Raw genomic sequence first — 24,757 nt, 5'->3', positions numbered from 1 at the left:
CCATGGACGCCAACACCGACGCCCCGAAAGCCGAAGCGGGAAAGCCCGAGAACCTCAAGGGGGAGAACCCCAGGGGTGACAACCCCAGGGATGAGGCCCCGCGCCCCGCCACGCGCACCGCTCGCGGGGAGGGGCGGCCCGCCCGCGCCGCTTCCGCCCCCCAGCGCGCCCCCGTGGCGGCGCCGCTTCCCGCGCCCGCCCCGGCGGGGGAGCCCGAGCCGGCCGAGGCGCAGGTGCCGGACGCGCTGATGAGCGACACGTCCCGCTTCATCAACCGGGAGCTCTCCTGGCTCGCCTTCAACGAGCGGGTGCTGGAGGAAGCGGCCAATCCGGCCCATCCGCTGCTGGAGCGGCTGCGCTTCGTGGCTATCTCCTCCTCGAACCTGGACGAGTTCTACTCGGTCCGGGTCGCCGGGCTGATGGGGCAGGAGAGGGCGGCTGTCGGCGCGCTCTCGCCGGATGGCCTCACCCCCGCCCAGCAGCTTTCCGCCATCCATGACCGCGCCGGACGCCTGCTGGCGCGCCAGCAGCAGGGCTGGCTAGACCTGCGCGGCCAGCTGGCCGAGGCCGGGATCCGGGTGAGCGACCCCTCGGAGCTGTCCGAGGCCGACCGGGAATGGCTCTCCGCCTGGTTCATGGACCGGATCTTCCCGGTGCTGACGCCGCTGGCGATCGACCCGGCGCATCCCTTCCCCTTCCTCGCCAACCTCGCCCTCTGCCTCATCATGAAGCTGGTGCGGGAGGAGGATGGCGGGACCATGCGCGCCATCCTGCCCCTGCCGCCGCAGCTGGAGCGCTTCATCCGCCTGCCCGGCAGCGGCGGCCCGCGCGAGGCCGCGCGCTTCGTGCTGCTGGAGGAGGTGATCCTCCTCAACCTCCGCCGCGTCTTCCCTGGCTTCATCCTCGCGGAGCGCGGGCTGTTCCGCCTGATCCGCGACACGGATGTGGAGTTCGAGGAGGAGGCGGAGGACCTCGTCCGCTCCTATGAGACGGCGCTGAAGCGCCGCCGCCGCGGGCGCGCCATCCGCCTTTCCGTCACCTCCGACACGCCGGCGGACATGGTGGACCTGGTGGCGGAGGAGCTGGACGCGCCGCGGGCGGAGATCTTCGCCCTCGACGGGCTGCTCGGCCTGTCGGACCTCACCCAGCTCATCCTGGACGACCGGCCGGACCTTCTCTTCAAGCCCTACACGCCGCGCTTCCCCGAGCGCATCCTCGATTTCGGCGGGGATTGCTTCGCGGCGATCCGCGCGAAGGACATTGTCGTCCACCACCCCTACGAATCCTTCGACGTGGTGGTGCAGTTCCTGCGCCAGGCGGCGCGGGACCCGGCGGTGGTCGCGATCAAGCAGACGCTGTATCGCACCAGCCGCGACAGCCCCATCGCCCGCGCGCTGATCGAGGCCTCGGAGGCCGGCAAGTCCGTCACCGCCATGGTGGAGCTGAAGGCGCGCTTCGACGAGGAGCGCAACATCGCCCTGGCGCGGGAGCTGGAAGCGGCGGGGGTGCAGGTCGTCTACGGCTTCGTGGACCTCAAGACCCACGCGAAGGTCAGCCTCGTGGTCCGGCGCGAGAGCGGCGCGCTGCGCTCCTACGCGCATTTCGGCACGGGCAACTACCACCCCGTCACCGCGCGTATCTACACGGACCTCTCCTTCTTCACCGCCGATCCCGGGCTGACGCGCGATGCGGCGCGGCTGTTCAACTACATGACCGGCTATGCGCGGCCGGAGAAGATGGAGAGCCTCGCCTTCGCCCCGCTCACCCTCCGCCCCACGCTGATGGGGCTGATCGAGCAGGAGATCGTGAATGCGCGGGAGGGGCGCCCGGCCGGGATCTGGCTGAAGCTCAACTCGCTGGTGGACGAGGGGCTGATCGACGCGCTCTACCGGGCCAGCCGCGTGGGGGTGAAGATCGACTGCATCGTGCGCGGCATCTGCTGCCTGCGCCCGGGGGTGAAGGGGCTTTCGGACAACATCCGGGTGAAGTCCATCGTCGGGCGCTTCCTCGAGCATTCGCGCATCTGCGTCTTCGCCAATGGCCACCGCCTGCCCAGCCGCCGCGCCCGCGTCTTCATCAGCAGCGCGGACTGGATGGCGCGCAACATGGACTGGCGCGTGGAGACCATGGTGCCGGTGGAGAACGCCACGGTTCACGCCCAGGTGCTGGACCAGATCATGGTCGTGAACCTCAAGGACCGCGACCAGTCCTGGGAACTCTACCCCGACGGTAACTACCGCCGCGTGGAGCCGGGGGCGCAACCTCTCTCGGCCCATGAGTATTTCATGACCAACCCCTCCCTCTCCGGCCGGGGCAGCGCCCTGCATCGCGCCCCGCGCAGCCGCGCCCCCGCGCGGCGCCGGCCGGACCGCGTGGCACAGGACTGAGACGCTTGGACCTTCCCGAAGGACATCTCCCCCCGCCCGTGACGGGCGAGGCCATGCTGGCGCGTTCCGGGGTGGTCGATCTCGGGTCCAACTCCGTCCGCCTCGTCATCTTCGAGGGGCGCGGGCGCAACCCCGTCACCATCTTCAACGAGAAGGCGGTGCTGGGCCTCGGGCGCGGCCTGCAATCCACCGGGCGGCTGAACGCCGCTGCGGTGGAGGGCGCGCTGACCATCATGGGCCGCTACCTCGCCATCGCGCGCGCCATGCATGCCGACCCGCTGGAGGTGCTGGCCACGGCGGCCATGCGCGACGCGGCCAATGGTCCCGCCTTCGCGGAGGCGCTGCGCGCGCGCATGCCCGGCGTGCCGCTGCGCATCCTGACCGGAGAGGAGGAGGCGGCGATGTCCGCCGACGGCGTGCTGCTGGGCGTGCCGGGGGCCGATGGCATCCTGGGCGATATCGGCGGCGGCAGCCTGGAGCTGGTGGACCTCGCCAATGGCCGGCCGACCGCCTCCGTCAGCCTTCCGCTCGGCGTCATCCGCCTGGCTGAGCGCGCGGGGGGCGACCCAACCCGCGCGCGCGCCCTGGCGGAGGAGGTCCTGTCCGGCGTGCCCTGGCTCGATCGCGGGCAGGGCAGGGACCTCTACCTCGTCGGCGGCGCCTGGCGCGCCCTGGCCAAGGTGCACATCACGCAGACCGGCTATCCGCTTTCCATCGTCCACCATTACGTGCTGCGGCGGGAGGAGGCGCGCGACCTCTGCGCCGCCGTGATCGCGGCGGGGGAACGCTCCAGCCGCCTGCCCGGCGCGCCGGCCAAGCGCGCGGCGGACCTGCCCTTCGCCGCCGTGGTGCTGCGCCGCGTGCTGCGCCGCTCGGGCGCGCGGCGCGTGGTCTTCTCGGCCAACGGCTTGCGGGAGGGCTGGTACTCCCGGCTCCTGCCCGATTCCGTGCGCGCGCAGGACCCGCTGCTGGCGGCGGGCGCCGATCTGTCGGCGCGCTTCGGCCGCGACCCCGCGATGGCGCACGCCCTCGCCGCCTGGACCGCGCCGCTCTTTCCCGGCGAATCCCCCGCCGAATCCGCGCTGCGCCACGCCGCCTGCCAGCTTTCGGATACGGGCAGCCACGACCATCCGGATTACCGCGCCGAGCAGGCCTTCCTGCGCGTGCTGCGCCAGCCCGGCGTGGGGCTGGACCACCATGCCCGCGCCTTCCTCGCCCTGGCCACGGCGCTCCGCTACGACGCGGGGGATGCGGCGCTGCTGGAACCCGCGCGGCGGCTGCTCGGCGCGGCCGCGCAGCAGCGTGCGGAGCGGATCGGGGCGGCGCTGCGCCTGGCCTATACGCTGTCGGGCGGCACGCCGGCGCTGCTGGCCGGCACCGCGCTGATCCCCCGCGGCGGGAGGCTGGTCCTGCGGCTGGTGGAGGGCAGCGGCGTCTTCGCCGGGGAAAGCGTGCAGCGCCGGGTGGACAGCCTGGCCGCGGCCATGGGCCTGGAAGCGGCGGTGGAGGTCGCGCCGCGCGCCTGAGGCCGCGGAGGGCGCAGCCCAGCTACACCCCGCGAGGGGTGCTGGCGCCCAGCCGGGGAGCGGTGCAGCTTGTTACGGATGCCAGACGGGCCCGCCCATACGGAGACGCAAGGCCCGAGGCAAGGGAGATGGCCCGGCCCGGGCATCCGCGCGCGCCTGCTGCTGCTCGTGCTGGCCGGCGTGCTGCCGGTCCTCGGCTTCGCGGGGCTGGTTCTCTGGCGCTTCGCCGAGGCGCAGCGCGACCTGGTGGAGCAGACGGTCCAGACCCGGGCCGAGGCGCTCGCCCGCATGGTGGATACGGAGTTCGCCGCCCTCACCTCCACCCTCCGGGCGGTCGCGGCCACGCGGTCCTTCCAGTCCAACGATCTGGAAAGCCTGCACCGGCAACTCGTCACCATGTCGAGGGAGCTGAAGGGCAACCTGACCTTGCGGGATGCGGAGGGGCGGCCCGTCCTCCACAGCGCGCGACCCCCTGGCCAGCCCATCACGGACATTCCCGCCCGGCCCGATTGGGCGGTGCGGGGCGACAATGCCGAACCCGGCCCGCAGGTGGTGGACCTGTTCGACGGCGCCGCCACCCGCGCGCCGGTCTACGGCGTGGTCCTGCCGGTGCGGGACAGCGGCGGCCGGCGCTACCTGCTCTCGGCCGGCTTCGTCGCCACGCGCCTGGCGGAGCGGCTCCGCCAGGAGGTGCCGGAGCCCGGCTGGACCGTGGTGGTCGTGGACCGGGGCAACCGGATCGTCGCCCGCAATATCGACCATGACCGGATGGCGGGGCGTGACGCCGGCCCCCGGTTCCAGGACATGGAGCACGGCGTGGTGCGCGGGCATAGCTATGACGGCTCGCCCGCGGTGCTCGCCCATGCGCCGACGGCGGTCGGCTGGTCCGTCGGCGTCGGGCTGAGGGCGGAGGTGGTGGATGCGCCGGTGCGCCAGGCGGTCTGGGCTCTGGCGGGGGTGGGGCTGGCGCTGCTGGCCTGCGCGCTGGGCCTCGCGCTCTGGGCCGGCGCGCGGATCGCGCGCGCCACCCGGGCGCTGTCGGCCGCTGCGGCGGCGCTCGGCCGGGGCGAGCCGGTGCCGCCGGTGCGGACCGCGCTGCCGGAGGTGGATTCCGTCGGCGCCGCCCTGTCGCGCGCCGCCGATGCCCTGGCCGCGCGGGACGCGGCGCTGCGCGAGCGCGAGGCCCAGCTGGCCCGCACCCAGCGCCTCGCGCGGGTGGGCGGCTTCGAGATCGTGGTCCGTTACGACGCGGCGGGGGTGCCGGGCTTCCACAACCATCGCTCGCCCGAATACCTGGCGCTGCACGGGCTGGGGCCCGAGGCGGCGGAGGAGCCGCATGAGGAGTGGGTGCGCCGCATCCATCCGGAGGACCGCGCCCGCGTCGCCACCCATTTCGCCGCCTCGGTCGAGGGAAGCGGCACCGACTATGTCTCCGAATACCGGGTGGTCACGCCGGCGGGGGAGACGCGCTGGATTTCCGCCCTGGCCGAGATCGAGCGCGACACCGCCGGCCGCGCCCTTCGGCTGCTGGGCGTGCATGTGGACATCTCCGCCCTGCGCCGCACGGAGGCGCGGCTGGCGGAGCACCAATCCGCCCTGGCGGCGGCGGAGGAGCGGCTGCGCCTGGCGCTGGAATCGGGTGGGCTGATCGCCTTCGACCTGGACCTCCGCACGCGGCAGGGCGTCTTCTCCCCCGGCCATTTCACCCTTCTCGGCCTTCCCGTGCCGGAGGACCGGCGCAGCGACCTGGATGTCTGGAAGGCCGCCATGCATCCCGACGACCACCCCATCACGCCCGAGGCCTGGAAGCGCGCCGTGGCGGAGGGCGCGACGGTCACGTTGGAGCATCGGCTCCGCACCGCGCGGGGAGACCGCTGGATCGCCATCAACGGCCGGGCCCTGCCCGGCACCGGGCGCTTCGTCGGGGTCTATGCCGATGTGACGGAGCGCCGCGCCGCGCAGGCGATGCTGGAAGCGCGCGTGGCGGAGGCCGTGGACGCGGCGGAGGCCGCCCAGGTCCAGCTCGCCCAGGCCCGCAAGATGGAGGCACTCGGCCAGCTCACCGGCGGGGTGGCGCATGACTTCAACAACCTGCTGCAGGTCGTCGCCTCCGGCGCCGCGCTGCTGGGCAAGCGTGCCGTGCTGGCCGAGGACCCCGGCGCGCGCCGCCTGCTGGAGGGCATTGCCGGCGCGGCGGAACGCGGCGCCGCGCTGACCCGCCGGATGCTCGCCTTCGCGCGGCGGCAGGAGCTGCGGATGGCGGCGGTGGATACCGGGGCGCTCATCGGTTCGATGCGCGACATCCTGGCACGCAGCCTCGGCCCGGCCACACCGCTGGAGACCAATCTGCCCGAGGGGCTGTGGCGGGCCCAGGCCGACCCGAACCAGCTGGAACTCGCCCTGCTGAACCTCTGCGTCAACGCGCGCGACGCGATGCCGCCCGAGCTGTTCCCGCATGGCAGCGTGCGCATCGGCGCGCGCAACGCGCCGGCCGGCCCTCGGGACGGGGAGGCCGGCGCGGGCGACCCGCCGCCCGTCGGCGACTGCCTGGTCATTACCGTGACGGATCAGGGGGCCGGCATGGATGCCGAGACCCTCGCCCGGGCCACCGAGCCCTTCTTCACCACCAAGGGCGTGGGGCGCGGCACCGGCCTCGGCCTTTCGATGGTGCATGGGCTCTGCGCCCAATCCGGTGGCGCGCTGCGGCTGATCAGCGCCCCGGGGCAGGGCACGACGGCCGAGATCTGGCTGCCTCGCGCCGAGCCGGGCGAGGACGCCGCTCCGGTGGAGGCTCCGGCTCCCGTCAGGGCGATCCCCGCGCGGCCGCTGGACGTGCTGGTGGTGGATGACGACCCGCTGGTGCTGGCCAGCAGCGCGGCCCTGCTGGCCGATCTCGGCCACCGCGCGCGGGAGGCGGATTCGGCCGCCTCCGCCCTCGCGGCGCTCCGCGCGGGGCCGCTGCCCGACTTGGTGTTGACCGACCATGCGATGCCCGGGATGACCGGCGCGGAGCTGGCGGCGCGGATCCGCTCCCTCTACCCCGGCCTGCCGGTGATCCTCGCCTCCGGCTATGCCGACCTTCCCGCGGGCGAGGTCCTCGACCTGCCCCGGCTGGACAAGCCCTTCGGGCGAGAGGCTCTCGCCGCGGCGATGGCGGGGGTGAAGGGGCCGGAAGGCACGGAGGAGCTGGCTGCCGGCGGCTGAGGGGCCTCAGACCGCAATCCGGACCGGTGTCCCGGAAACGTCATGCCGCCACGTCCCGGCTCACAGGTTGTTGCATCGCGTCAAGCTTTCCCCGGCGCGCCGGGGCTGCGATCCCCTTGGGATCAGATCGACGAAGCCGGAGCCGGGAACCATGACCGTCGACCACCGTTCCTCGCCGATGCGTCCCATCGCCCTTTATCACCTGAACCCCCTGCTCCTCGGCCCGCTCACGGGATGGGGAGCGGAACTGGAACGGATCGCCGCGCTCGGCTTCCGCGGGGTGTGCATGCCGCCGCCGCTGTCGCCCGGGCGCTCCGGCCATCTCCTGGAGGTGGCGGATCATGACCGGCCGCATCCGATGCTGGAGAGCGGGACGGACGGCACGGCCGCCATCGCCTCCATCGCGGCCGCCTGCCGCGCGGCCGGGCTGGAGCTCTGGCTCGACCTTGCGCCGCGGCATGTCGCCGTGGAGGGTTCGCTCCCGGCCTCGCGGCCCGATTGGTTCCTGCGGCCCGAAGCCGCCTTGCCGGACCCGCGTGGCGGCCTGGTCCCGCTGGGACTGGCGCGGCTGGATCTTTCGGCCGAAGGACCGCTCGGCTTCTGGGAGGCGCGGTTGCGGGACTGGGCGGCGGCCGGGGTCTCGGGCTTCCGTTCGCTGGAGCCAGGTGACGTCCCCTCATCCGCCTGGGGAAGGCTGACCGGCGCCGTGCCCGGGGCGGGTTTCCTGGCCTGGAGCGTGGGCATGCCCTGGCATGAGGCCGCCGCGCTTCGAGGCGCGGGCTTCCATTGGCTTGCTTCCTCCCTGGCCTGGTGGAATGGGCGCGATCCCTGGTTCATGGAGGAGCGACAGGCTCTTGGCGCCCCCCTGGTCGGCTTTCCCGAAGCCCCCTTCGGCCCCCGCGCGGCGATGGATGAGGGCGACGAGGCGGCACGCGCGCGGGCGGCCAGCCTCACGCTCCACCTGGCTGCCACGCTATGCGACGCGATGCTGGTGCCCCAGGGCTTCGAATACGGTGCCCGCCGCCCTTCAGACCCGGCGCAAGACCGGCCCGGCGACTGGAGCTGGATGCGGGAGAATGCCCCCTACGACCTCTCGGACGAGATCCGCGACGCCAATGCCCTGGTGGCGCGGCTCGCCCCGCTGACGGGGCTGGACATGCGGCCCCTGAGTGGGCCCGGGGCGCCAGTGCTCGCCGTGCTGCGCGCCTCGGCCGACCCGCGGGTGGCCGAGAGCGCAACGCTGGTGATCGCCAATCCCGACCGCCGCGCCTCTGCCAGCCTGGCGCCCGAGGTGGTGCTGCCGACCATCGGTGGCGGTCCCGCACCCTTCCTCGGTGCCGATGGCAGCCAGGCCTTCGTCCCGGGCGAGCCGATCCTTCTCTCCCCCGGCGAGGTGCGGGTTCTGGAAGCCGGACGCCCGAACCCTGTCATCCGCCCGGCGGCCATGCGCATGCCGCCGGAACAGGGCCTGCTGATCCCGCGCATCGGGATCGAGGCGGTGACGCCTCTGGTGGAGGGCGGGCGCTTCCCCGCCAAGCGCATCGTTGGCGAAGTGGTGACGGTGGAGGCCGACATCGTGGCCGACACCCATGCCACCTTCGGCGTCGCGCTGCTCTGGCGCCCGGTGGACGAGAAGAACTGGCGCGAGGTGCGGATGGCGCCTCTCGGCAACGACCGCTGGACAGCGAGCTTCCCGCTGGAGCGCATGGGCCGCCATCTCTTCGCCGTGGAGGCCTGGCTGGATGTCTTCGCCGGCTATCGCGACGAGCTGTCGAAGAAGCACGCGGCCGGCCTGAACGTGACCCTGGAGCTGGAGGAGGGGCGGCGGTATGTGGTGAAGGCCGCGGCCCGCCCTGGCGCCGCGCGGCGCGGCCTGCTGGCCCTGGCGAAGATGCTGGAGACGGCCGAGGAGGCCGAGCGGCTGACCGCGCTGCTCGCCCCCGAGACGGCGCGGCTGATGGCGCTGGCCGACAACCGCCCGCACCGCGTGCGGCAGAACCCACCGGGTGGCATCGAAGCGGAGCGGATCGCAGCACGCTTCGCGAGCTGGTACGAGATCTTCCCCCGCAGCCAGTCCGGCGACGAGAGTCGGCATGGCACGCTGGATGACGTCATCGCCCAGCTGCCGCGCGTGAAGGCGATGGGTTTCGACGTGCTCTACTTCCCGCCCGTCCACCCGATCGGGCGGAAGAACCGCAAGGGGCGGAACAACACCCTAACACCCGGGCCCGATGACGTGGGCAGCCCCTATGCCATCGGCTCGGAGGAGGGTGGCCATGACGCGCTGCACCCCGCGCTGGGCACGATGGACGACTTCCGCCGGCTGGCCGCGGCCGCGCACGCCCATGGGCTGGAGCTGGCGCTCGACTTCGCCATCCAGTGCTCCCCGGACCATCCCTGGCTGCGCGAGCATCCGGAGTGGTTCGACTGGCGTCCTGACGGCACCATCAAATACGCCGAGAACCCGCCCAAGAAGTACGAGGACATCGTCAACGTCGACTTCTACGCCGAGGGCGCCAAGCCCTCGCTCTGGGTGGCGCTGTACCAGTCCGTGAAGTTCTGGGTGGAGCAGGGGGTGAAGACCTTCCGGGTGGACAACCCCCACACCAAGCCGCTGCCCTTCTGGGAGTGGATGATCGGCGAGATCCGCGCCGAGAATCCGGAGGTGCTCTTCCTCTCCGAGGCCTTCACCCGGCCGAAGGTGATGTACCGGCTGGCCAAGAGCGGCTTCAGCCAGTCCTACACCTACTTCACCTGGCGCGAGACCAAGGCGGAGATGGCGGAATACCTGACCGAGCTGTCCACCACGGCGCCGCGCGAGTTCTTCCGCCCGCATTTCTTCGTCAACACGCCGGACATCAACCCGCGCCACCTGCAGACCGGCGGCCGGCCGATGCACCTGACCCGTGCCGCGCTGGCGGCCACCCTCTCCGGCCTCTGGGGCGTGTATCAGGGCTTCGAGCTCTGCGAGGCGACGCCGCTGCCGGGCAAGGAGGAGTATCTGGACAGCGAGAAGTACCAGATCCGCGCCTGGCCCGATCGCCGCCCCGGGGACATCGTCGACGAGGTGACCCGGCTGAACATGATCCGCCGCGCCAATCCTGCGCTGCAGACTCATCTCGGCGTGACCTTCCTGCCCGCCTGGAACGACAACATCCTGTATTACGAGAAGGCCAATGAGGACCGCTCGAATGTTGTCCTGGTTGCCGTGAGCATGGACCCATACCAGGTGCAGGAAGCCGGCTTCGAACTGCCGCTCTGGCGCTGGGGCCTGCCGGACCATGCCGGTCTGGAGGCGGAGGACCTGATGCGCGGCCAGCGTTTCGCCTGGCATGGCAAGACGCAACACATGCGCCTCGACCCCGCCGACCTGCCCTTCGCCATCTGGCGTGTGCGCCCCTTCGGCGCCTGAAACGAGACGAACGATGCCCGACGACGTCCAGCCCAAGAGCGACACCCTTCTGAACCACCAGCCGGACCCGCGCGACCCGCAATGGTACCGGGACGCGGTGATCTACCAGCTGCATGTGAAGTCCTTCTTCGATGCCAATGACGACGGGGTGGGTGACTTCCCCGGGCTGATGGCGAAGCTGGACTACATCGCGGAGCTGGGCGTCGACACGCTGTGGCTGCTGCCCTTCTATCCCAGCCCCCGGCGCGACGACGGCTACGACATCTCCGAATACACCGGCGTGCATCCGGACTACGGCACGACCGAGGATGCGAAGCGCTTCATCGAGGAGGCGCATCGGCGCGGGCTGCGCGTGATCACGGAGCTCGTGATCAACCACACCAGCTCCGAGCATCCCTGGTTCCAGGCCGCGCGGAACGCGCCGAAGGGCTCGCCCGAGCGCAACATCTATGTCTGGTCCGACACGGACCAGATCTACCAGGGCACGCGCATCATCTTCCTGGATACGGAGAAGTCCAACTGGACCTGGGATCCGGTGGCCGGGCAGTATTTCTGGCACCGCTTCTTCTCCCACCAGCCGGACCTGAACTTCGATAATCCGGAGGTGGTGGACCGCGTGCTGAACGTCATGCGCTTCTGGCTGGATGCGGGGGTGGACGGGCTGCGCCTGGACGCCGTGCCGTACCTGATCGAGCGCGACGGCACCAACAACGAGAACCTGCCCGAGACGCATGATGTGCTGAAGCGCATCCGCGCCGAGCTGGAGCGGGGCTATGCGGGCGCCGGCAAGATGCTGCTGGCCGAGGCGAACATGTGGCCCGAGGACACGCAGCAGTATTTCGGCGGGGGCGACGAATGCCACATGGCGTTCCACTTCCCGCTGATGCCGCGCATGTACATGGCCATCGCGCAGGAAGACCGCTTCCCCATCACCGACATCCTGCGCCAGACGCCCGACATCCCGGAGGGATGCCAGTGGGCGATCTTCCTGCGCAACCATGACGAGCTGACGCTGGAGATGGTGACCGACAAGGAGCGGGACTATCTCTGGAACACCTATGCGGCCGACCGCCGCGCCCGCATCAACCTCGGCATCCGCCGCCGCCTCGCCCCGCTGCTGGAGCGCGACCGCCGGCGCATCGAGCTGATGAACGGGCTGCTGATGTCCATGCCCGGCACGCCCGTGATCTATTACGGCGACGAGATCGGCATGGGCGACAACATCTATCTCGGCGACCGCGACGGGGTGCGGACCCCGATGCAGTGGTCGCCCGACCGCAACGGCGGCTTCTCCAAGGCCGACCCCGCGGGCCTCGTCCTGCCCGCTATCCAGGACCCGCTCTACGGCTTCCAGGCCGTGAATGTGGAGGCCCAGGCGCGCGACGCGCACAGCCTGCTGAACTGGATGCGGCGCATGCTGGCCACGCGCAAGCGCAGCCAGGCCTTCGGCCGCGGCTCCATGCGGCTGCTCTACCCTGGCAACCGCAAGGTGCTGGCCTATCTGCGCGCGCTGGATGGCGAGGCCATCCTCTGCGTCTTCAACCTTTCGCGCTCCGCCCAGGCGGTGGAGCTGGACCTCTCGGACCTCGCGGGCCGCGTGCCGGTGGAAATGCTGGGCGGCACGGCCTTCCCGGCCATCGGGCAATTAACCTACTTGCTCACGCTCCCGCCCTATGGGTTCTACTGGTTCGTCCTCGCAACCGAGCAGGCGCTGCCGCCCTGGCATGTGAAGGCACCCGAACCCTTGCCCGACCTCCGCACCATCGTCTTCCCGACCACCGCCACGGCCTTCGGCCCGGCCCAGCGTGCCGAGTTCGAGCGCGAGGTGCTGCCGGCCTGGCTGCCCAAGCGACGCTGGTTCGCCTCGAAGGACGAGCGGCTGGAAGGTGTCAGCCTCCGCGCCATCGCTCCCATCCCTGGCGGCCAGTACACGCTGCTGGCGGAGGTGGAGGTGAAGCTTCCCGGCCGGACCGAGCGCTACTGCGTGCCGATGGCCGCCATGGGCGAGGATGAGAGCACGGGGCCGCTGGCTTATCAGCTCGCCCTCTCGCGCGTGCGGCAGGGTCGCCAGGTGGGCTACCTCACCGATGCCTTCGCCTCCGACCACTTCGTGCATCGCGTGCTGAAGGCGCTGCGCGAGGGCGCGGTGGCCGAGACCGAGGACGGGCCCGTGGTCTTCGTGGGCGGCGAGCGGATGGCCGCACTGGAGCTCGGCGACGAACCCGCGGTGCGCCGCCTGCCGGGCGAGCAGTCCAACTCCTCCCTGATCGTGGGGGAGGAGGTGGTGCTCAAGATTCTCCGCAAGCTGGTGCGGGGCGTCCATCCCGAAGCGGAGATGACCCGGCACCTGACCGATGCGGGCTACGCCAACATCGCGCCGCTGCGCGGCGAGGTGGTGCGGAACGGGCCTGATGGCGTGCCGGTGACGCTGATGCTGCTGCAGGGCTTCGTCCGCAACCAGGGCGATGGCTGGGGCTGGACGCTGGACTGGCTGGCCCGCGCGGCCGACCAGACAGATGACGAGCACGGCGATTCGCTGGCCGGCTATCTCTCCTTCATCGCTGCTCTCGGGCGCCGCCTGGGCGAGTTGCACGCCGTGCTCGCACGCCCGAGCGACGATCCGGCCTTCACGCCGGAAGTCGCGGGAGAGGCCTCCCGCACCGCCTGGGCCGAGGGCGCCATCGCGCAGCTCGACCCCGCGCTGGACCTGCTGGCGAAGGCGGAGCTGGAGGGCGAGGAGAAGACCCTGGCGGACGGGCTGCTGGCCCGCCGCGAGGCGATCAAGCAGGCCGCCCGCCGCCTGGCGCAGTCCGCCGATGGCGCGCTGATGACGCGCGTGCATGGCGACTTCCATCTGGGCCAGGTGCTGGTGGCGCAGGGCGATGCCGTGATCGTGGACTTCGAGGGCGAGCCCGCGCGCACACTGGAGGAGCGCCGCGCCAAGGGCAGCCCGCTGCGCGACGTGGCCGGCCTGCTGCGCAGCCTGGACTACGCTGCCGCCGCCGCGGCCGGCGCGCTGAGCACCGCCCCGGCGGAACGCCGGGACGCGCTGCTGTCCCGCTTTCGCGCCGAGGCCGGTGAGGCCTTCATGGCGGCCTATCGAGAGGCGGAGGAGGCCTCCCCGAACCAGTGGGCGCCGGAGGAGACGCGCGACGCGCTGCTCGACCTCTTCCTGCTGGAAAAGGCCTCCTACGAGGTGCGCTACGAGGCGGCCAACCGTCCCGCCTGGCTCCCCATCCCGCTGCGCGGCCTTGCCGCGCTGGCCGACCGACTGGTGACCGCATGAACGACGCCATCCAAGCCATTGTCGAGGGGCGCCATGGCGACCCCTTCGCGGTGCTCGGGCCGCATGATGGCGTGGTCCGCAGCTTCCTGCCGGGCGCGCTGAGCGTGGAGGCGGTGCCCCGTGGCGGGGCGCCGGTCGCGCTCCGGCAGGTGCATGACCACGGCATGTGGGAGGGCGAGGTCACCACGCCCTACACGCTTCGCATCACCTGGCCCGGCGGCGTGCAGGAGACGGAGGATCCCTATTCCTTCGGTCTGCTGCTCGGGGACATGGACATCTACCTCTTCGGCGAGGGCCGGCACCGCGAGATGGGCCAGGTCTTCGGCGCCCAGGCCATGGAGGTGGATGGCGTGCCCGGCGTGCGCTTCGCCGTTTGGGCGCCGAATGCGCGGCGCGTTTCCGTCGTCGGCGGCTTCAATGCCTGGGATGGCCGCCGCCATCCGATGCGGCTGCGCGGCGCCTCGGGCATTTGGGAGCTGTTTCTCCCGCGCCTCGGCCCGGGCGAGCACTACAAGTACGAGATCCTCGGCGCGCATGGGGGCGTGCTGCCCCTGAAGGCGGACCCCGTGGCTGGCCAGGCGGAGCTGGCGCCGGGAACGGCCTCGATCGTGACAAAGCCGGCGGCGCATCCCTGGAACGACGCGAGCTGGATGTCGCGTCGCGCCGGGCTGCAGGCGGTCGAGGCGCCGATCTCCATCTACGAGGTGCATCCGACCTCCTGGTGGCACGCCGAGAACGGCGCCGCGCCGGATTGGGACGGAGTGGCGGCGCGGCTGATTCCTTATGTCGTCGGCATGGGCTTCACGCATGTGGAGCTTCTGCCGATCATGGAGCATCCCTTCGGCGGCTCCTGGGGCTACCAGCCGCTCGGCCTTTTCGCGCCCACCGCCCGCTTCGGCACGCCGGAAGGCTTCTCCCGCTTCGTGGACCGTTGTCACGAGGCGGGGATCGGCGTGATCCTGGACTGGGTGCCCGCCCATTTCCCGTCCGACCCGCACGGGCTCGGCCAGTTCGACGGCACGGCGCTGTATGAGCATGCCGATCCGCGCGAGGGGTTCCACAAGGACTGGAACACGCTCATCTACAATTTCGGGCGGAACGAGGTGCGCGGCTTCCTCATCGCCTCCGCGCTGCACTGGCTCGAGCACTACCACGTGGACGGGCTGCGCGTGGATGCGGTCGCCTCCATGCTCTACCGCGACTACTCCCGCAACGCGGGCGAGTGGATCCCGAACCAGTATGGCGGGCGCGAGAACCTCGAGGCCGTGGGCTTCATCAAGGAGCTGAACGAGGTGGTGCGGGAGCGCTGCCCCGGCGCCATCATGGTGGCCGAGGAAAGCACGGCCTGGCCCGGCGTCTCCGCCCCGGTCAGCGAAGGCGGCCTCGGCTTCCACTACAAGTGGAACATGGGCTGGATGCACGACTCCCTGCACTACATGCAGGAGGACCCAGTCAACCGCCGCTGGCACCATGGGCAGATGACCTTCGGCCTGGTCTATGCCTTTTCCGAGAAGTTCATGCTGCCGCTTTCCCATGACGAGGTGGTGCACGGGAAGGGCTCGCTGCTGCGGAAGATGCCGGGGGACGACTGGCAGAAGCACGCCAATCTGCGCGCCTATCTCGGCTTCATGTGGACGCATCCGGGCAAGAAGCTGCTCTTCATGGGCATCGAACTCGCGCAGCCGACGGAGTGGAACCACGACGCCCAGCTTCCCTGGCACCTGCTGGACCAGCCGCGCCACCGCGGCATGCAGGCCCTGGTGCGGGACCTGAACAAGGCCTATCGCGAGGTGCCGGCGCTGCATGAGAAGGACGCCGACCCCTCGGGCTTTGCCTGGGTGGTGGGGGATGACGCGGCCAACAGCGTTTATGCCTTCCTGCGTTTCGGGGCGGATGGCCGGCCCGCCCTCGTCGTCTGCAACCTCACTCCGGTGCCCCGCTACGACTACCGGATCGGGGTGCCCTGGGGCGGCTGGTGGAAGGAAGTCCTCAATACCGACGCTGCCGTCTATGGTGGTTCCGGCATCGGGAATGCGGGAGGCGCGCAGGCCAGGGAGGAACCGTCCCACGGCCAGCCGGCTTCGCTGAACCTGATGCTGCCGCCGCTGGCCACGCTCATCTTCACGCCCTGAAGGATTTCCCGTCCCCATGCCGACAGCGCCCTCCCGCCTCGAAACCGGGAAACCCTATCCGCTGGGCGCCACATGGGACGGGTTGGGGGTGAACTTCGCGGTCTTCTCCGCCCATGCAGAGAGGATCGAGCTGTGTCTGTTCAACGCGAGCGGCCGGCGGGAGATCGCGCGCTACGATCTGCCGGAATGCACGGACGAGGTCTGGCACGGCTACCTGCCGGATGTCGGGCCGGGCACCGTCTACGGCTATCGTGCCCATGGCCCCTATGAGCCGGGGAAGGGGCACCGCTTCAACCCGACCAAGCTGCTGCTGGACCCCTATGCGAAGCAGCTGGTGGGCAATGTCACCTGGTCGGACGCGCTGTTCGGCTACCGTGTCGGCGGCTCGCGCGGGGACCTGACCATGGACCGGCGCGACAGCGCCGCGGCCATGCCCAAGGGGGTGGTGGTGGATGACCGGGCCTTCGAATGGGGGCGCGACCGCCCGCTGGAGAACCCGTGGTGCGACACCATCATCTACGAGGCGCATCTGAAGGGCCTGACGCAGCTTCATGAGGAGGTGCCCGGACCCATCCGGGGCAGCTTCCAGGCGCTGGGCCACCCGGCTGTGATCAACCACCTGCAGAGGATCGGCGTGACGGCGGTGGAGCTGCTGCCGGTGCACGCCTTCCTGCAGGACCGCTTCCTCGTGGAGAAGGGGCTGACCAACTTCTGGGGCTACTCCACCCTCTCCTTCTTCGCGCCCGAGCCCGCCTATCTCGCGACGGGGCAGCTGAACGAGTTGCGCGCGGCGGTGCGGCGCCTGCACGAGGCCGGGATCGAGGTGATCCTCGACGTGGTCTACAACCACACCTGCGAGGGTTCGGAGATGGGGCCCACCCTCTCCTGGCGCGGGCTGGACCACGCCTCCTACTATCGTTTGCTGCCGGATAACCCACGTCATTGCATCAACGACACCGGCACCGGCAATACGGTGAACATGTCGCATCCGCGGGTCATCCAGATGGTCATGGACAGCCTGCGCTACTGGGTGGAGACCTTCCATGTGGATGGGTTCCGCTTCGACCTGGGCAGCGTCCTCGGCCGGGAGGCGACGGGCTTCGATCCGGGGTCGGGCTTCTTCGACGCGCTGCGGCAGGACCCCGTGCTGTCGCGCAGCAAGCTGATTTCCGAACCCTGGGATATCGGCCCGGGCGGATATCAGCTCGGCAACCATCCGCCCGGCTTCGCCGAATGGAACGACAAGTTCCGTGACGGCGTGCGCCGCTTCTGGAAGGGCGACGAAGGCATGCGTGCCGACATCGCCGCGCGGCTCACCGGCTCCGCCGAGCTGTTCGACCGCCGGCGCCGCCAGCCCTGGGCCAGCGTCAACTACATCGCCAGCCATGACGGCTTCCCGCTGGAGGACATCGTCTCCTACGACCACCGCCACAACGAGCTAAATGGCGAGGACAATCGCGACGGCCATGGCGAGAACTACAGCCACAACTGGGGCGAGGAGGGGGAAACGGACGACCCCGCCATCCTCGAGACCCGCAGCCGGCTGAAGCGCGCCATGCTGGCGACCGTCTTCTTCTCCGCCGGCACGCCCATGCTGCTGGCCGGGGACGAGATGGGCCGGACGCAGAAGGGCAACAACAACGCCTATTGTCAGGACAACGAGATCTCCTGGGTCGATTGGCAGCGCGGCGGGACGGAGGAGGCGCAGGCGCTCATCCGCTTCACCGGCCGGCTGGCGCAGTTGCGCCACCGCTTCGCGCCGCTGCGCCCCCCGCGCTTTCCGCATGGCCAGTCGGAGCCGGTGCCGGGGCTGCACGACACCCAGTGGTTCGGCCAGGACGGCCAGCCCATCTCGCCCGAGGCCTGGCGCGACCCGATCTCCAAGACCTTCGCCATGCTACGCGCCGACAGCGCGCCGGACGACACGGTGGACACCGTGCTGCTGATGGTGAACGCCGACAGCGCCCCTCAGCCCTTCACCCTGCCCACCACGGTGCAGAACTGGATTCTCGTGCTGGACAGCGCCCATCCGGAGGCCGAGGAACGGCCGCTTGAAAAAAGCGAGACGGTGATAGCCGTCGGGGCCCGTTCGGTCGTTCTCCTCTGGAGCCGCCTGGCGCGAGAGGGAGCGAGTACGGAATGACCACCCTATGGGGTCCGCTGCTGCATGAGCGGGGCGCGACCTTCCGCCTGTGGGCACCCTCCGCGGAGACCGTCCTGCTGGAAGTCGAGGGGATGGATCCCCTGCCGATGGAGGCCCGCGGTGGCGGCTGGTACGCGGTGGACGCGCCGGCGCGCCCCGGCGCGCGCTACCGCTTCCGCACCGCCCCGGATCTCCTCGTGCCGGACCCTGCCTCCCGCGCCCAGGCCGAGGACGTGCACGGCGCCTCCGTGCTGGTGGATCACGGCGCCTATGCCTGGCGGGATGCCGCATGGCGCGGCCGCCCCTGGCACGAGACGGTGCTCTACGAGCTGCATGTCGGCACGCTGGGCGGCTATGCCGGCGTGCAGGCACTGCTGCCGCGCCTGAAGGAACTCGGCGTCAACGCCGTGGAGCTGATGCCGCTGGCCGCTTTCCCCGGTGGCCGCAACTGGGGCTATGACGGCGTGCAGCCCTTCGCCCCCGACCCGAGCTACGGCACGCCGGAGGAGCTGAAGGCGCTGGTGGACGCGGCGCATGGCCTCGGCCTCTCGGTCTTTGTCGACTGCGTCTTCAACCATTTCGGGCCGGACGGCGCCTATCTGCACGCCTATGCCAAGCCCTTCTTCGACGAGGGCATCCACACGCCCTGGGGTGCCGCGATCGACTTCGCGAAGCCGGAGGTGCGCGCCTATTTCGAGGAATGCGCGCTGATGTGGCTGCGCGACTATCATGTCGACGGGCTGCGGCTGGACGCCGTGCATGCCATCGCCGACCAGCCCTGGCTGGATGTGCTGGCCCGCCGCCTCCGCGCCGAGGTGACGGGGCGCGAGGTGCATCTGGTGCTGGAGAACGAGGGCAACACCGCCTCCAAGCTCGCCCCCGGCCTGTACGACGCGCAGTGGAACGACGACGGCCACAACACGCTGCACCCGCTGCTGACCGGCGAGCGCGAGGGCTATTACGAGGACTTCGCCGATGACGGGGCGAAGAAGCTCGCGCGCGTCCTGGGCGAGGGGTTCCTGTTCCAGGGCGAGGAGATGCCGCATCTGCATCGTCCGCGCGGCGAGCCCTCCGCCCATCTGCCGCCCACCGCCTTCGTGCTCTTCCTGCAGAACCACGACCAGGTCGGCAACCGCGCCATGGGCGAAAGGCTGGAGGTCCTGGCCCCCGCGCCGTCCCTGCGCGCCGCCACTGCCCTGCTGCTCCTCTGCCCGCAGATCCCGATGCTGTTCATGGGCGAGGAATGGGGCGCCACCGCACCCTTCCTCTTCTTCACCGGCTTCAAGGACCCTGAGCTGGCCAAGGCCGTTCGCGAAGGGCGCCGCAAGGAGTTCGCGCATTTCAGCGCCTTCCAGGACGAGGCGGCGCGCGCGCGCATCCCCGATCCGAACGACCCCGCCACCTTCGAGCGCTCGCGGCCCGATTTCACGGAGGCGCAGCGGCCGCCGCACGATGCCATTCTCGCGCATCACAAGGCGCTGCTGGCGATTCGCCATGCCGAGATCATCCCGCGCCTCAAGGGCGCGACGGCGGAAGGCGCGGAGCCGGTCGGGCCCGCCGCGGTCCTGGCGCGCTGGCGCATGGGGGATGGCACGCGGCTGACCATCGCCACGAATTTCGGCGGCGATTCAGCGCAGGTTAAGGCGCAGGGTGCCCGGATCCTGTTTGAGAGCGCGCCTGGGCATGCCGCCTCGCTCGCGGCCGGCACCTTGCCCCCGCACACCACCATCGCCCTGCTGGACCCTGCCTGATGAGTGAACAGGAGCTTCGCGAACTCGCCCAGGCCGCCGGGATCGCGGTGGAATGGCGCGACGTGAACAACCGCGACCATAGCGTCGGCCCCGAGGCGATGCGCGCCATTCTCGCCGCTCTGGAACTGCCGGCGGGCAGCGAGGCCGAAATCCGCGAGAGCCGCGAGACCCTTCGCGCGGAGGCGCGTGCCCTGCCGCCGCTCTGCACCGCCCTGCAGCACCGCCCCGTGCTGCTCGGCCTGCCCGGCGAACCGGAATTCCGCCTTCGTCTGGAAAGCGGCGCGCGTCGGGAAGGGCGGGCCCGGCAGCAGGACGGGCTCTGCACGCTGCCGCCGGTGGACGAAGCCGGCTACCACCGGCTGGAGATCGGCGGGCAGGAGACGATCCTCGCCGTCTGCCCGCAGCGCTGCCACGGGATTGAGCCCGGCACGCGGCCCTGGGGCCTGGCGGCGCAGCTCTACTCGCCGCATCGGCGGGGCGATGGCGGCATCGGCGACTTCACCGGCCTGGCGCAGCTCGCGGTCTCGGCGGCACGGCGTGGCGCGGATGCCATCGCCATCTCGCCGGTCCATGCGCAGTTCTCCGCCGATCCCGAGCGCTTCTCGCCCTATGCGCCCTCCTCGCGCCTCTTTCTGAACGTGCTGCACGCCGACCCCGCCGCGATGGGCGAGGAGACGCTGCGGGCGGCCCTGGCCGAGACCGGCCTGGCCGGTGAGTTCGCGCGGCTGGAAGCGCTGGAGCTGGTGGAGTGGCCCGCCGCCGCCCGCCTGCGCCTGCGCCTCTTCCGCTCCATCTTCGACCGCTTCTCCGGCGACCCCGCCTTCGACCGCTTCCGCGAGGAAGGCGGCGAGGCGCTGGAAAGCCATGCGCGGTTCGAGGCGCTGCACGGCCATCTCTATGGCCGCGATCCCTCGCTCTGGCACTGGAAGGACTGGCCGGCGGAGTATCGCCGCCCCGACGCGCCCGGCGTCGCCCGCTTCGCCCGGGAGCATGAGCGCGAGGTGTCCTTCCACGCCTTCCTCCAATGGATCGCCGATCGCGGCCTCGGCGAGGCGCAGGCCGCCTTCCGCGGGGCCGGCGCAAGGATCGGCCTTATCGCCGATCTCGCGGTGGGCACCGATGCCGGCGGCAGCCATGGCTGGTCGCGCCAGGGGCAGATCCTGTCCGGCGTCGGCGTGGGCGCGCCGCCCGACATCTTCTCGCCCCTCGGCCAGTCCTGGGGCATCGCCGCCTTCTCCCCGCGTGGCCTGCGCGATGGCGGCTACACGGCCTTCCTCGAGATGCTGCGCGCCGCGATGCGCCATGGCGGCGGCGTGCGGATCGACCATGCGATGGGCCTGGCGCGGCTCTGGCTCGTGCCCAACGGGCAGGATGCGGACCAGGGCGCCTATCTCCACTTCCCCGTCATGGACATGCTGCGCCTCGTCGCGCTGGAGTCCCGCCGCAACGGCGCGATCGTGGTTGGCGAGGATCTCGGCACGCTGCCGGAAGGCTTCCGCGAGAAGCTGGATGAGACGGGGCTGATGGGCCTGCGCGTCCTCTATTTCGAGCAGGGCCGGGACCACCGCTTCACGCCGCCCTCCCAGTGGTCGCCCGGCGCGGTGGCCGTGACCACCACGCATGACCTTCCTACGGTGGCGGGCTGGTGGAAGGGGCGCGACATCGAATGGCGCGCGCGGCTCGGCCTGCTGGGCGAGGGGAATGACGGGAGCGAGCAGCGCCAGGAACGGCAGCTGGACCGGACCCGCCTCTGGCAGGCCATGCGCGAGAACGGCGTAGCCGAGGGCGACATGCCGGGCGAGGAGGAGGGGGCGAAGGTCGCGACCGCCGCTGCCCGCCACGTGGCCTCCGCTGCCTGCGCGCTGGCGCTGCTGCCGATGGAGGACGCGCTGGCGCTGGAGGAGGCGCCGAACCTGCCCGGCACCACCGAGGGCCATCCAAACTGGCGGCGCCGGCTGCCCGGGGAAGCCGCGACGATGCTCGACCAGCCGGAAACCGCCGCCCGGCTGGACGCTTTCGCCAGGGCACGAAGCCAGACACCCAGTTGATGGTCCCCCACTGATGCCCGCACCCGCGACCCCGCGCGCCACCGCCCGGCTGCAATTCCACAAGGACTTCCCGCTGGATGCGGCGGTGCCGCTGGTGCCCTATTTCGCGCAGCTGGGCATCAGCCATCTCTATGCCTCGCCCCTGCTGAAGGCCCGCCCCGGCTCCACCCATGGCTACGACATCGTGGATCCGGAGCGGATCAACCCGGAGCTGGGCGGCGAGGAGGCGCTGGAGCGGCTGGTGGCCGCGCTGCGCGCCCATGACATGGGCCTCATCCTCGACATCGTGCCTAACCACATGGGGGTGGGCGGCGCGGACAATGGCTGGTGGCTGGACGTGCTGGAATGGGGGCCGCAATCCCCCTTCGCCCGCTTCTTCGACATCGACTGGAACCCGCCCGACCCCGGGCTGACGGACCGGATGCTCGCGCCCTTCCTCGGCGCGCCCTACGGCACGGTGCTGGAATCCGGCGACCTCGCGCTGCATCTCGAGCCCGAGACCGGCAAGATGTACGCCCAGTACTTCGAGCACCGCTTCCCGCTGGCGCCGCGCAGCTACGCCATGCTGCTCTCCGCCACCCATGAGCCGCAGCTCGCCGGCCTGGCGCAGGTCTTCCGCGCCCTCGCCGTCGATGGGGACCGCGATGCCATCCGCGCCGCCGCGGGCCTCGCGCTCGACATGCTGGCGCATCACGCCGCAACGCCCGCGGGCCGCGCCCAGATCGATGCGGTGATCGCGGCGCATGACTCGAAGGACGAGAAGGGCCGCGCCCGGCTGCATGCGCTGCTGGAGGTGCAGAACTACCGCCTCGCCTGGTGGCGGGCCGCGACGGACGAGATCAACTGGCGCCGCTTCTTCGACGTGACGTCGCTGGGCGGGTTGCAGGTGGAGCGCCCGCAGGTCTTCGAGGCGACGCACCGCCTGATCCTGCGCCTCTATGCCGAGGGGCTGATCGACGGCGTGCGCGTGGACCATGTGGACGGCCTGGCCGACCCGCGCGGCTATTGCCGCAAGCTCCGCCGCCGGCTGGAGGCGCTGACCGCGCGCCGCCCGGCCGAGGCGCCGAAGGGCCATCCGCTCCTTCTGATCGAGAAGATCCTCGCGCCGCATGAGAAGCTGCGCCGCGACTGGATGGTGGACGGCACCACCGGCTACAACTTCATGGACGAGGTCTCGGGCGTGCTGCACGACCCGGCGGGAGCCGAGCCCCTCGCGGCCACCTGGCACGCCATGACCGGCCGCCCCGCCGCCTTCGAGGAAGAGGCGCGAGAGGCGCGCCGACAGATCCTGCGCTACAATCTCGCCTCCGAGCTGAACGCCACCTCCTTCGCCCTGCGCCGCATTGCGATGCGCGACCTGGCGACGCGCGACTTCACCCTCACGGCCATCCGCCGCGCGCTCACCGAGGTGCTCGTCCACTTCCCGGCCTATCGCTCCTATCTCGGCATCGCCGGGCGCAGCGAGGCGGACCGGCGCCTGCTGGACTGGGCCACCGCCGGCGCGCGCCGGACCATCCGCGAAACGGACCGGCCGCTTCTGGACCTGCTGGATTCCTGGCTCGGCGGCGATCCGCCGCGGGGCCTGCCGCATGCCCAGCGCCGCGAGCGCCAGCGCGCCGCCATCCGCTTCCAGCAGCTCTCGGCCCCGGTCGCCGCCAAGTCGGTGGAGGACACGGCCTTCTACCGCTACGGCCGCCTCATCTCGCGCAACGAGGTGGGGTCGGAACCCTCCCATTTCGCCGAAACACCGGCCGCCTTCCACGCCGATTGCCGGGAACGGGCGAAGTTCTTCCCGCGCGAGATGCTGGCGACCGCCACGCACGACCACAAGCGCGGGGAGGACACGCGCGCGCGCCTGGCCGTCCTCTCCGAACTGCCGCAGGAATGGGCGGCCACCCTCACGCGCTGGACGCGGCTGAACGCCGTGCTGAAGAAGGAGGTGGATGGCGAGCCCGCGCCGGACGCCACCGACGAGATCATGCTCCTCCAATCCCTGGTCGGTGCCTGGCCGCTGGAGCTGGAGCCCTCGGATGAGGCGGGGGTGGAGGCGCTGATCCAGCGCCTGGCCGCCTGGCAGGAGAAGGCCCTGCGCGAGGGCAAGCGCCGCTCCGAATGGGCGGTGCCGAACGAGCCCTATGAGGCGGCCTGCCGGGAATTCCTCACCGCCATGCTGGCGAGCGACCGTCCGTCCCGCCTGCGGGATGAGGTGGCGAATCTCGTCCGCCGCCTCTCCCCGGCCGGGGCCGTGAACGGGCTGGCCCAGACGCTGATCCGCTGCACCGCCCCTGGCATCCCGGATCTCTACCAGGGCACGGAGTTCTGGGACTTCTCCCTGGTGGATCCCGACAACCGCCGCCCCGTGGACTTCGCCGCGCGGGAGACCGCGCTGAAGGCCGGGCAGGCGCCAGCCGATCTCCTGGCGCGGTGGAAGGACGGCCGCGTGAAGGCGGCGGTCATCGCCCATGCGCTCGACCTGCGTAGGCGCCTGCCGGACCTCTTCGCCGAGGGCGAGTACATCCCGCTTGAGGGGGAGGGCGAGCTGGCCTCGCATCTCCTCGCCTTCGCCCGCCGCCAGGGCGCTTCGGCCAGCATCACCCTGGTCACCCGCCTGCCGGCGAAATGCCTGGGCGATGCGGACATCCCGCTCATCCCGGCGGAGCGATGGGGCGAGACCGCGCTCCTCCTGCCGCCGGCGCTCGCGGGCCTTTCCTTCCGGGACGCGCTGGGGGGGCGGGGAACGGCCGGCGGAGAACGTCTCCTCGCACGGGATCTCCTTCGCGGGCTGCCGGTTGCACTGCTCGCCACGGATTGAACGGCGCGGCTCTCGCCTTTCGCTCCCATCTTTGCTGGATGGGGGTAAGCCTGGAG

10 protein-coding genes are annotated in these 24,757 nt (G+C 71.3%); all 10 read left to right on the top strand.

Annotation, left to right across the window (positions count from 1 at the left end):
- Positions 1 to 2: 2 nt before the first annotated feature.
- The 10 genes from BUB97_RS17095 to treY all read left to right on the top strand — a co-directional run bounded on the left by BUB97_RS17095 (position 3) and on the right by treY (position 24,701).
- Positions 3 to 2,387, top strand: coding sequence for an RNA degradosome polyphosphate kinase (locus BUB97_RS17095; RefSeq protein ID WP_277614038.1), 2,385 nt, complete (start codon positions 3 to 5; stop codon positions 2,385 to 2,387).
- A gap of 53 nt (positions 2,388 to 2,440) precedes the next feature.
- Positions 2,441 to 3,913, top strand: coding sequence for a Ppx/GppA family phosphatase (locus BUB97_RS17090; protein WP_073136999.1), 1,473 nt, complete (start codon positions 2,441 to 2,443; stop codon positions 3,911 to 3,913).
- 78 nt (positions 3,914 to 3,991) lie between these two features.
- Positions 3,992 to 7,117 (top strand): PAS domain-containing protein, encoded by a 3,126-nt coding sequence (locus BUB97_RS17085; RefSeq protein WP_073136937.1) that lies wholly within the window; start codon positions 3,992 to 3,994, stop codon positions 7,115 to 7,117.
- A 151-nt stretch (positions 7,118 to 7,268) separates the two neighbouring features.
- The gene (locus BUB97_RS17080) at positions 7,269 to 10,529 is read left to right on the top strand and encodes an alpha-1,4-glucan--maltose-1-phosphate maltosyltransferase (protein ID WP_073136935.1); all 3,261 of its coding nucleotides are present in this window, start codon (positions 7,269 to 7,271) and stop codon (positions 10,527 to 10,529) included.
- Positions 10,530 to 10,542: 13 nt separating this feature from the next.
- Positions 10,543 to 13,815 (top strand): maltose alpha-D-glucosyltransferase, encoded by a 3,273-nt coding sequence (gene treS / locus BUB97_RS17075; RefSeq protein ID WP_073136933.1) that lies wholly within the window; start codon positions 10,543 to 10,545, stop codon positions 13,813 to 13,815.
- Complete coding sequence (glgB, locus tag BUB97_RS17070) at positions 13,812 to 15,947, top strand: 1,4-alpha-glucan branching protein GlgB (RefSeq protein WP_073136931.1); 2,136 nt, start codon at positions 13,812 to 13,814, stop codon at positions 15,945 to 15,947. The genes treS and glgB overlap by 4 nt, the downstream gene beginning before the upstream one ends.
- A 16-nt stretch (positions 15,948 to 15,963) precedes the next feature.
- Complete coding sequence (glgX, locus tag BUB97_RS17065) at positions 15,964 to 18,090, top strand: glycogen debranching protein GlgX (RefSeq protein WP_073136929.1); 2,127 nt, start codon at positions 15,964 to 15,966, stop codon at positions 18,088 to 18,090.
- A complete protein-coding gene (treZ, locus tag BUB97_RS17060; protein WP_073136927.1) occupies positions 18,087 to 19,841 on the top strand; it encodes a malto-oligosyltrehalose trehalohydrolase in 1,755 nt (584 codons plus the stop codon). The genes glgX and treZ overlap by 4 nt, the downstream gene beginning before the upstream one ends.
- Positions 19,841 to 21,889 (top strand): 4-alpha-glucanotransferase, encoded by a 2,049-nt coding sequence (gene malQ / locus BUB97_RS17055; RefSeq protein WP_073136925.1) that lies wholly within the window; start codon positions 19,841 to 19,843, stop codon positions 21,887 to 21,889. Before treZ ends, malQ begins: the two co-directional genes overlap by 1 nt.
- A gap of 13 nt (positions 21,890 to 21,902) precedes the next feature.
- On the top strand, positions 21,903 to 24,701 hold the full coding sequence (gene treY / locus BUB97_RS17050; RefSeq protein ID WP_073136923.1) for a malto-oligosyltrehalose synthase: 2,799 nt from the start codon (positions 21,903 to 21,905) through the stop codon (positions 24,699 to 24,701).
- Positions 24,702 to 24,757 lie beyond the last annotated feature (56 nt).

Origin of the sequence: Muricoccus roseus, from assembly GCF_900141905.1 — a bacterium.
GTDB classification, from domain to species: domain Bacteria; phylum Pseudomonadota; class Alphaproteobacteria; order Acetobacterales; family Acetobacteraceae; genus Roseomonas; species Roseomonas rosea.
Note: the sequence above shows the minus strand (reverse complement) of the source record. Positions and strands in the feature narration are given on the sequence as shown.